The 8306-nt window shown below is 63.6% G+C and carries 8 protein-coding genes and 1 pseudogene; 8 read left to right on the top strand and 1 reads right to left on the bottom strand.

Going from position 1 to position 8306, the window contains the following annotated elements; genetic code table 11:
- Positions 1–157: 157 nt before the first annotated feature.
- From rplT to EN925_RS13030, 5 genes are all read left to right on the top strand, one after another.
- Positions 158–559, top strand: coding sequence for a 50S ribosomal protein L20 (rplT, locus tag EN925_RS13050; RefSeq protein WP_013528310.1), 402 nt, complete (start codon positions 158–160; stop codon positions 557–559).
- A gap of 153 nt (positions 560–712) precedes the next feature.
- Positions 713–1810: a phenylalanine--tRNA ligase subunit alpha gene (gene pheS, locus EN925_RS13045; RefSeq protein WP_013528309.1), complete on the top strand. Its 1098-nt coding sequence runs from the start codon at positions 713–715 to the stop codon at positions 1808–1810.
- A complete protein-coding gene (locus EN925_RS13040) occupies positions 1807–2229 on the top strand; it encodes a GFA family protein (protein WP_013528308.1) in 423 nt (140 codons plus the stop codon). The genes pheS and EN925_RS13040 overlap by 4 nt, the downstream gene beginning before the upstream one ends.
- Positions 2226–4634, top strand: a complete 2409-nt coding sequence (gene pheT, locus EN925_RS13035; protein WP_127368041.1) for a phenylalanine--tRNA ligase subunit beta — start codon at positions 2226–2228, stop codon at positions 4632–4634. The genes EN925_RS13040 and pheT overlap by 4 nt, the downstream gene beginning before the upstream one ends.
- 40 nt (positions 4635–4674) lie before the next feature.
- Entirely contained in the window at positions 4675–5277 is a 603-nt protein-coding gene (locus EN925_RS13030; protein WP_063169791.1) for a nucleotidyltransferase family protein, read from the top strand.
- 110 nt (positions 5278–5387) lie between these two features.
- Here EN925_RS13030 and EN925_RS13025 read toward each other — a convergent pair whose 3' ends face one another.
- Positions 5388–6383, bottom strand: a complete 996-nt coding sequence (locus tag EN925_RS13025; protein ID WP_027161015.1) for an aldo/keto reductase — start codon at positions 6381–6383, stop codon at positions 5388–5390.
- Positions 6384–6479: 96 nt separating this feature from the next.
- On the opposite strand from EN925_RS13025, the gene EN925_RS13020 reads away from it, so the two are divergent.
- From EN925_RS13020 to EN925_RS41630, 3 genes and pseudogenes are all read left to right on the top strand, one after another.
- Positions 6480–7370: a LysR family transcriptional regulator gene (locus tag EN925_RS13020; RefSeq protein ID WP_013528304.1), complete on the top strand. Its 891-nt coding sequence runs from the start codon at positions 6480–6482 to the stop codon at positions 7368–7370.
- A gap of 173 nt (positions 7371–7543) precedes the next feature.
- Entirely contained in the window at positions 7544–8116 is a 573-nt protein-coding gene (locus tag EN925_RS13015) for a cytochrome b (RefSeq protein WP_013528303.1), read from the top strand.
- Between the two features lie 69 nt (positions 8117–8185).
- A pseudogene (locus EN925_RS41630) lies at positions 8186–8306 on the top strand (polyisoprenoid-binding protein); the annotation flags it as partial.

Here is an 8306-nt window from a genome sequence, read left to right as displayed (position 1 = left end):
GATGGTTCTGGCTGAACCGGATGGCAAGAAGGTCATCAAGAATTTTCTGCCGAACGGCCTCTAAGGCATTCGGTCCGGACACGCATTTGTTTTACGCAATTCCGAACGGAAAACCGCAAGGCACTTTTCCTGGAATTGCTTTTAAGGAGATCATGACATGGCACGCGTAAAAAGAGGCGTCACTTCGCACGCCAAGCACAAGAAGGTCCTGAAAGCCGCGAAAGGCTTCTACGGCCGCCGCAAGAACACCATCCGCATCGCCAAGCAGGCGGTGGAAAAGTCGCTGCAATACGCTTACCGCGACCGCAAGAACCGCAAGCGCTCCTTCCGCGCGCTGTGGATCCAGCGTATCAACGCCGCGACCCACGAGCATGGCCTGACCTATGGCCGCTTCATCGACGGCCTCAACAAGTCGGGCATCGAGATCGATCGCAAGATCCTGTCGGACATGGCCATCCACGAGCCGCAGGCTTTCGCGGCCCTGGTCGCCAAGGCCAAGGTGGCGCTCGAATATCTGAAGAACACCACGCCGAACGCTTTTGAAAGCGCTGTCGCCTAAGACCAGCGCTTCCCAAGCATTCGCAATTCTGATTTGGGGAACCCGCGCTGGCACGGCTGGCGCGGGTTTTTCTTTTGCCTGATCCTTGGAGTGATTTCACTTTAGAAGTGACTTTCACTTTGAGGCCGACCTCCCAACGCAGCGAGTTTGACCGTGAACGACGCAACCACTGGCCTGGATACGCTTGAAAACTCACTTCTGGCCGAGATCGCCTCGGCCGCCGATGAGCCGGCCATCGAGGCCGTGCGCATCGCTGCTTTCGGTAAGAAGGGCAGCGTGTCCGAGATGCTGAAGACACTTGGCGCCATGACCGCCGAGGAGCGCCAGATCAAAGGCCCAGCCATCAACGGCCTCAAGAACCGCGTCACCGACGCGCTGACTGCCCGCAAGGCTGAGCTCAAGGATGTGGCGATCACCGCCCGCCTCGCCGCCGAAAAGGTCGACGTGACGCTGCCGGTGCGGCAGTCGCCGGCTGAGCGCGGCCGTATCCATCCGATCAGCCAGGTCATCGACGAGATTGCCGCGATCTTCGGCGATCTCGGTTTCTCCATCGCGGAAGGTCCCGACATCGAGACCGACTATTACAATTTCACCGCGCTGAATTTTCCCGAAGGCCACCCGGCGCGCGAGATGCACGACACCTTCTTCTTCCAGCCGGACGAGAAGGGCGAGCGCAAGCTTTTGCGCACGCACACTTCGCCGGTGCAGATCCGCACCATGGAAACGAAGAAGCCGCCGATCCGCATCGTCATTCCTGGCAAGACGTACCGGCAGGATTCGGACGCCACCCACTCGCCGATGTTCCATCAGGTCGAGGGGCTGGTGATCGACAAGACAGCCAACGTCGCCAACATGAAGTGGGTGCTGGAGGAGTTCTGCAAGGCCTTCTTCGAGGTGCCGCAGGTTAAGATGCGCTTCCGGCCGTCCTTCTTCCCGTTCACCGAGCCAAGCCTCGAGGTTGACATCCAGTGCGATCGCTCGCGGCCCGGCGAAGTGCGCTTCGGCGAAGGCTCCGATTGGATGGAGATCCTCGGCTGTGGCATGGTGCATCCCAACGTGCTGCGCCATGGCGGTCTCGATCCGGACGAATATCAGGGTTTTGCCTGGGGCATGGGCATCGACCGCATCGCCATGCTGAAATACGGCATGCCGGACCTGCGCGCCTTCTTCGATGCAGACGTGCGCTGGCTGTCGCATTACGGCTTCCGGCCGCTCGACATGCCGACTTTGTTCGGAGGCCTGAGCGCATGACAGCGCCCTATGCCGGCGGCTGCCGCTGCGGCGCCGTGCGGTTCGAGGCCTCTGCCGAACCGCATCACGTCAGCTACTGCCATTGCGGCGATTGCCGGCGGGCCAGCGGCGCGCCGGTGTCGGCCTTTGTCGGCTTCCTGGTCGATCAGGTCGCGTTCACCGGCAAGGCGCTGAAGATGTATGAGAACGGCCCGGTGACGCGCTCTTTCTGCGGCACCTGCGGCTCACCCATCGCCTATGTCGACGAGCGGCTGGAAGAAGACATCTACTTCATGCTCGGCGCCATGGACATGCCGGCCGATTTCCAGCCGACGCTGCATGCCTATATCGGCGAGCAGCTTGCCTTCCTGCATATGTCCGACGACCTGCCGAGACATCTGAAATCAAGCGTCAAAAGACCAGACGGAACAGTCCCATGAAATTCACCCTCTCCTGGCTCAAGGACCACCTCGAGACCGACGCCACGCTCGACGAGATCGTCGAGCGGCTGACTTCGATCGGTCTCGAAGTCGAGCATGTCGACGACAAGTCGAGCCTGAAACCATTCGTCATCGCCAGGGTGCTGACGGCGGTTCAGCATCCCGATGCCGACCGGCTGCGCGTGCTGACCGTCGACACCGGCGACGGCAAGCCTCCGGTGCAGGTCGTTTGCGGCGCGCCAAACGCCCGCGCGGGCCTGATCGGCGCCTTTGCCGCGCCCGGCACCTATGTGCCCGGCATCGACGTAACGCTGACGGTCGGCAAGATCAGGGGCGTCGAAAGCCACGGCATGATGTGTTCCGAGCGCGAGCTGGAGCTGTCCGACGAACACAATGGCATCATCGACCTGCCTGAGGATGCGCCGGTCGGCACCAGCTTCGCCGCCTATGCGCACATCGACGATCCGGTCATCGAGATCAACTTGACGCCGAACCGGCCGGATGCCACCAGCGTCTACGGCATCGCCAGGGATCTGGCGGCGAGCGGGCTTGGCCGCCTCGTCGGCGGCGCCATCATGCCGCATGTCGGCAATGGCATGTGTCCGATCAAGGTGACGATCGAAGCGCCGGAGCTTTGCCCCGGCTTCGCGCTCAACTTGGTCAAGGGCGTCAAGAATGGAGCCTCGCCAAAATGGCTGCAGCAGCGGCTGATCGCCATTGGGCTGAGACCCATCAGCGCACTGGTCGACATCACCAACTACGTCACCTTCGACCGCGGCCGCCCGCTGCATGTGTTCGACGCCAGCAAGGTTGCCGGCAATCTCGTCGTGCGCCGCGCGCGCGATGGTGAAAAGGTGCAGGCGCTCGACGGCCGCGAATACACGCTGACGCCGGAAATGTGCGTCATCGCAGATGACAACGGCGTCGAGTCGATCGCCGGCATTATGGGCGGCGAGCATTCGGGCTGCGACGAGAACACCTCAGATGTGCTGATCGAATCCGCCCTTTGGGATCCGATCACCACGGCGCGCACCGGCCGCACGCTCGGCATCATCACCGATGCGCGCTACCGCTTCGAGCGCGGCGTCGACCCCGAATTCATGGTTCCGGGCGTCGAACTGGCAACGAAACTGGTGCTCGATTTCTGCGGCGGCACGCCGACCGAAATGGAGGTCGTCGGTTATGCCGGTCACACGCCGAAGATCGTTTCCTTCCCGCTTTCGGAAGTGAAGCGGCTGACCGGCATCGAGGTTCCCAGCGCGGAAAGCCTCGACATCCTGTCGCGCCTCGGCTTCAAGCCGGAGGGCTCGGGCGATGTCGTCGATGTCGCCGTGCCGTCCTGGCGCCCCGACGTCGATGGCAAGGCAGACCTGGTCGAGGAGGTCATGCGCATCCACGGTGTCGACAACATCGCGCCGCAGCCGCTCGGTGCGCATGACGCGGTCAATGCAAAGATCCTCACCACGCTGCAGGTCCGTACCCGCACGGCCAAGCGCGCGCTTGCCGTGCGCGGCATGATGGAAGCCGTTACCTGGTCGTTCATTCCGGCCAAGCACGCCGAGCTGTTCGGCGGCGGCCAGACCGCGCTGAAGCTCGCCAACCCGATCGCCGCCGACATGTCCGACATGCGGCCCTCGCTGCTGCCGGGCCTGATCGCGGCTGCCCAGCGCAACGCCGACAAGGGTATTGGCGACGTGGCGCTGTTCGAAGTGTCGGGCACTTATGAGGGCGACGGCGCCGACCAGCAGCGGCGCGTCGCCGCCGGCGTGCGTCGCGGCACCGCCAAGCTCGACGGTTCCGGCCGCAACTGGGCCGGCAATTCCGGCCCGGTCGGCGTGTTCGACGCCAAGGCCGATGCGATCGCCGCACTTGAAGCCTGCGGTGCGCCTGTCGACCGGCTGCAGATCGAGGCCGGCGGCCCGGCCTGGTATCATCCCGGCCGTTCCGGCACGATCAAGCTCGGCCCGAAAACCGTGCTCGGAACTTTCGGTGAATTCCATCCGAAGACGCTGGAAGGGCTCGATGTTTCTGGCCCGCTGTGCGGCTTCGAGGTCTTCGTCGATGCCGTGCCTGAACCGAAGGCCAAGCCGACGAAAACCAAGCCGAAACTGGAACTGTCGCCCTTCCAGGCGGTCAAGCGCGATTTCGCTTTCGTCGTCGACAAGTCGGTCGAGGCCGGCACGCTGGTGCGCGCAGCGCTCGCCGCCGACAAGAAGCTCATCACCGCCGTCTCGGTCTTCGATATTTTCGAAGGCGCTTCGCTGGGCGAGGGCAAAAAATCGATCGCCATCGAAGTGTCGATCCAGCCGGTCGAAAAGACGCTCACCGACGAGGATTTCGAGGCGTTGGCCAAGCGCATCATCGAGAATGTCGGCAAGCAGACCGGGGGCGTTCTGCGGGGCTAAAAAACTTGCGAGCAGATGGCGAATCGCCCTCCAAAGGGCGATGGACCATCTGCGGTATTCCGGCCTTCCCCTTGAAGAACAGCGCGCGGCGTTTCTCGCCATCGTGTCTGCCGACCCGCTGTTATGCGACGCGGTGGCGCGGGCTCGCACGCTCGACCTGCCGGACTGGCTGGTGGTATCCGGCGCTCTCTACAACAGCATCTGGAACCACCTGACCGGCAAACCGTCGGGCTACGGCATCAGGGATGTTGATCTTTTCTACTTCGATGACAGCGACCTGTCCTATGAGGCCGAGGACGCGGTGATCCGCCGGGCGGAGAAGCATTTCGAGGGGCTGGCGTTGCCGGTCGAGGTGCGCAACCAGGCGCGGGTGCATCTGTGGTATCCGCAGAAGTTCGGACGGCCGTGCCCGCGCTATTCGAGCGCCAGCGAATCCGTCAGCCATTTTGCCTCGAAGACGCACGCCGTCGGGGTTCGATACGACGCTGACGGGCAGCTCGAGATCGTGGCACCGTTTGGTCTTGACGACATTTTCTCGTTTCGCATCACGCCGAACCGGGTGATGGACAATCAGCGCACGCATGAGGCGAAGGGTAAGCGTGCAAGGGAGAACTGGCCGGAGATTAGTGTCGAGCCTTGGTAAAAATGTCGGCAGGGCAGAGGGGGGCGCTTCACGTCAGCGTCCCCATCTTCTGCACCGCGCTGCGTACGAAAAAGGGGCGCGCGGCGCCCCTTCCGATTACTCACCAGTTTTCAACCATTCACCAGCGTGAGCTCCTTCTCCGCATAGCGCCTACCGACCACCTTGTCGGGCGACAGCGCGTCACCAATCGCCTGCACCTCGACCGCGCTCAGCGCGATCCCGGCAGCCGCCGCATTCTGCTCCAGATGGCGTATCCTTCTCGCGCCGGGGATCGGCACGATGAAATCGCCCTGGTGCAGCACCCAGGCCAGCGCCAGTTGGGCCGAAGTTACCCCCTTTTCAGCTGCCAGCTTTTCCAGCGTCGCGATGACAGCGGCGTTGGCTTCCATCGCCTCGGCCTGGAAGCGCGGCAAGGTCCGGCGCCAGTCGTCGTCGCTCAGCGCCTCGGGCTTGGCGATCGTGCCGGTCAGCAGGCCACGGCCGAGCGGGCTGTAGGGAACAAAACCGATGCCGAGTTCGCGGCAGACGGCGAACACCTCGTCTTCCGGGTCGCGGCTCCAGAGCGAATATTCGCTCTGCACGGCAGCAATTGGATGCACGGCATGGGCCCGGCGGATGGTCGCCGCACTCGCCTCCGACAGGCCGAGCGCGCGCACCTTGCCCTCGCGCACCAGCTCGGCCATGGCACCGACCGTGTCCTCGATCGGCACGTTGGGGTCGACACGGTGCTGGTAGTAGAGGTCGATCACATCCGTGCCGAGCCGCTTCAGCGACGCCTCGGCGACCGCCTTGACGTGCTCGGGGCGGCTGTCGACGCCGGCCATGCGGTCGAGGCCTGTACCTTCCTCCAAAATCCTGAAGCCGAATTTTGTCGCGATCGTCACCTTGTCACGCGCGGACTTCAGCGCTTTGCCGAGCAGGATCTCGTTCTCGAACGGGCCATAGACCTCCGCCGTGTCGAAGAAATTGACGCCGATATCGATGGCGCGGTGCAGCGTGGCGATTGCGTCGGCTTCCGCCTGGCCGCCATAGGCGAAGCTCATGCCCATGCAGCCGAGGCCGACGGGATAGACGTTCAATTCAGTTCCTAGCTTGCGGGTTTGCATAACGCGTCTCCTTGTTGCGATGCGGCAGAAATAGCGCCTTGCCTTGTGTTCGATAATCGGCTCTCATTTGCACGGGCTGTTCTAAAAGATAGATCAATGAATCGCGCGCATCTTTCCCAACTGGCCGTGCTGGCAACCGTTGCCCAATGCGGCAGCTTTCGCGGCGCGGCCAGGGAATTGGCCATCGCGCCTTCGGCGGTCAGCCATGCGGTGTCCAGCCTAGAGGCGCGGCTTGGCGTTCGGCTGCTGGCGCGCAGCACACGCAGCGTCGCGCCGACCGAAGAAGGTGCGCAGTTGCTGGAACGGCTGCGACCGGCGCTGTCGGAGATCGATCTGGCGCTGGAGACGGCAATCGAGACACGCGACCGGCCGGCCGGCAATCTGCGCCTGACCGTGCCGCGCACCGCAGCCCATTTGGCGCTGACGCCACGGCTGGGCGCCTTTGCGTCGGCCTATCCCGATATCGTGCTGGAGATCGTCATCGAGGACCGTTTCACCGACGTGGTGGAAGGGGGCTTCGATGCTGGCGTCAGGCTAGGCGAGAGCCTGCAGCGCGACATGATCGCGGTGCGCATCGGGCCGGACCTTCGCGGCGCGGTGGTCGGCGCCCCGGTCTATTTCGAGGTCAACCCCAAGCCGCGTCACCCGCGCGACCTGGCTGACCACCGCTGCATCCGCTTCCGCTTCTCCAGCGGCATCCTCTACCGCTGGGAGTTCGAGAGAGGCCGCGAGGCGATCGAGATGGCGGTGGAGGGACCGCTGATCCTCGACGAGGACCATTTGATCGCCCAGGCGGCGGTCGACGGCGCTGGGCTCGCCTTCGTCTTTGAGGATTATGTCCGCGCGCCGCTCGCCGACGGCAGGCTGATCCGTGTGCTGGAGGACTGGTGCCCCTCCTTCGACGGCTTCTTCGTCTATTATCCGAGCCGCCGGCAGATGCGCCCGGCGCTCAGGGCGTTTGTCGATTTCTTCAAGGTGAGTGGATAGAGCGGGCTCGCTCGCCCCGGTAGGTCGGCTGAGGGACGGGGTGGGTAGCGCCCTACGAGACCCCCACCCCGCTTCGCAAAATCCGCTTCGCGGCATTTGCTGCGCGACCCTCCCCACAAGGGGGAGGGTGAAGCGCGCTGGAAGAAAGCCGAACCAACATTCGTTCACTCCCCATGCAAACATCGATCACCAACAGCGCCACCCGCTATGGCTGGGGCGCGATCCTTCTCCACTGGCTGATTGCGCTCATTTTCATCGGCCAGTTCGGGCTCGGCTTCGTCATGGTGCGGTTGACCAGCCAGCGCACCGCCTTCGAGCTGATCCAACTGCACAAATCCTTCGGCTTCCTGCTGCTCGGGCTTGTGTTGCTGCGCATCGCCTGGCGTCTTGGCAATGCAACGCCGGCGCTGCCGCGCTCGGTCGGAACCCTGGAGCGTCGGGCAGCACCGTTGGCCCATCTTGCGCTCTACGCGTTTCAGCTTGCCTTGCCCTTGTCCGGCTGGGCGCTGGTGTCGGTCTCGATGCTGGAGATCCCCAGCCTGCCGTTCAACCTGTTCGTCATGCCGAACCTGCCGCTGGCCGAATCGGATGGTGCCGAGAGCTTCTGGGCGGCTGCACATTGGTATCTCGCCTATGCCGGCATGACGCTTGTGGCTCTCCACGTCGCGGCGGCGCTGCGGCATCATTTCCAGCTCAGGGATGGCGTGCTCACGCGCATGGTCACGCCTTCGTCAGATTCGGAATAGAGCGAGCGGTTCATTCGTTCATGGAGTGAGGGCGCAAGAAATGCGCTGCCTCCAACAAGGAACATCCCCATGTACACGCGCATCCTCGGATTTGCGGCGGTCGCCGCTTGCCTTGCCATGCCTGTTTCTGCGGCCGTCGCGCTGGGTGACGCCGCCGGCAGCTATTCGATCAGCCCGGCCAGCTCCAGCA

Origin of the sequence: Mesorhizobium sp. M7A.F.Ca.US.006.04.2.1 (genome assembly GCF_004022915.1) — a bacterium.
Classification (GTDB): domain Bacteria; phylum Pseudomonadota; class Alphaproteobacteria; order Rhizobiales; family Rhizobiaceae; genus Mesorhizobium; species Mesorhizobium ciceri.
This window is presented reverse-complemented; position numbering and strand designations above follow the sequence as displayed.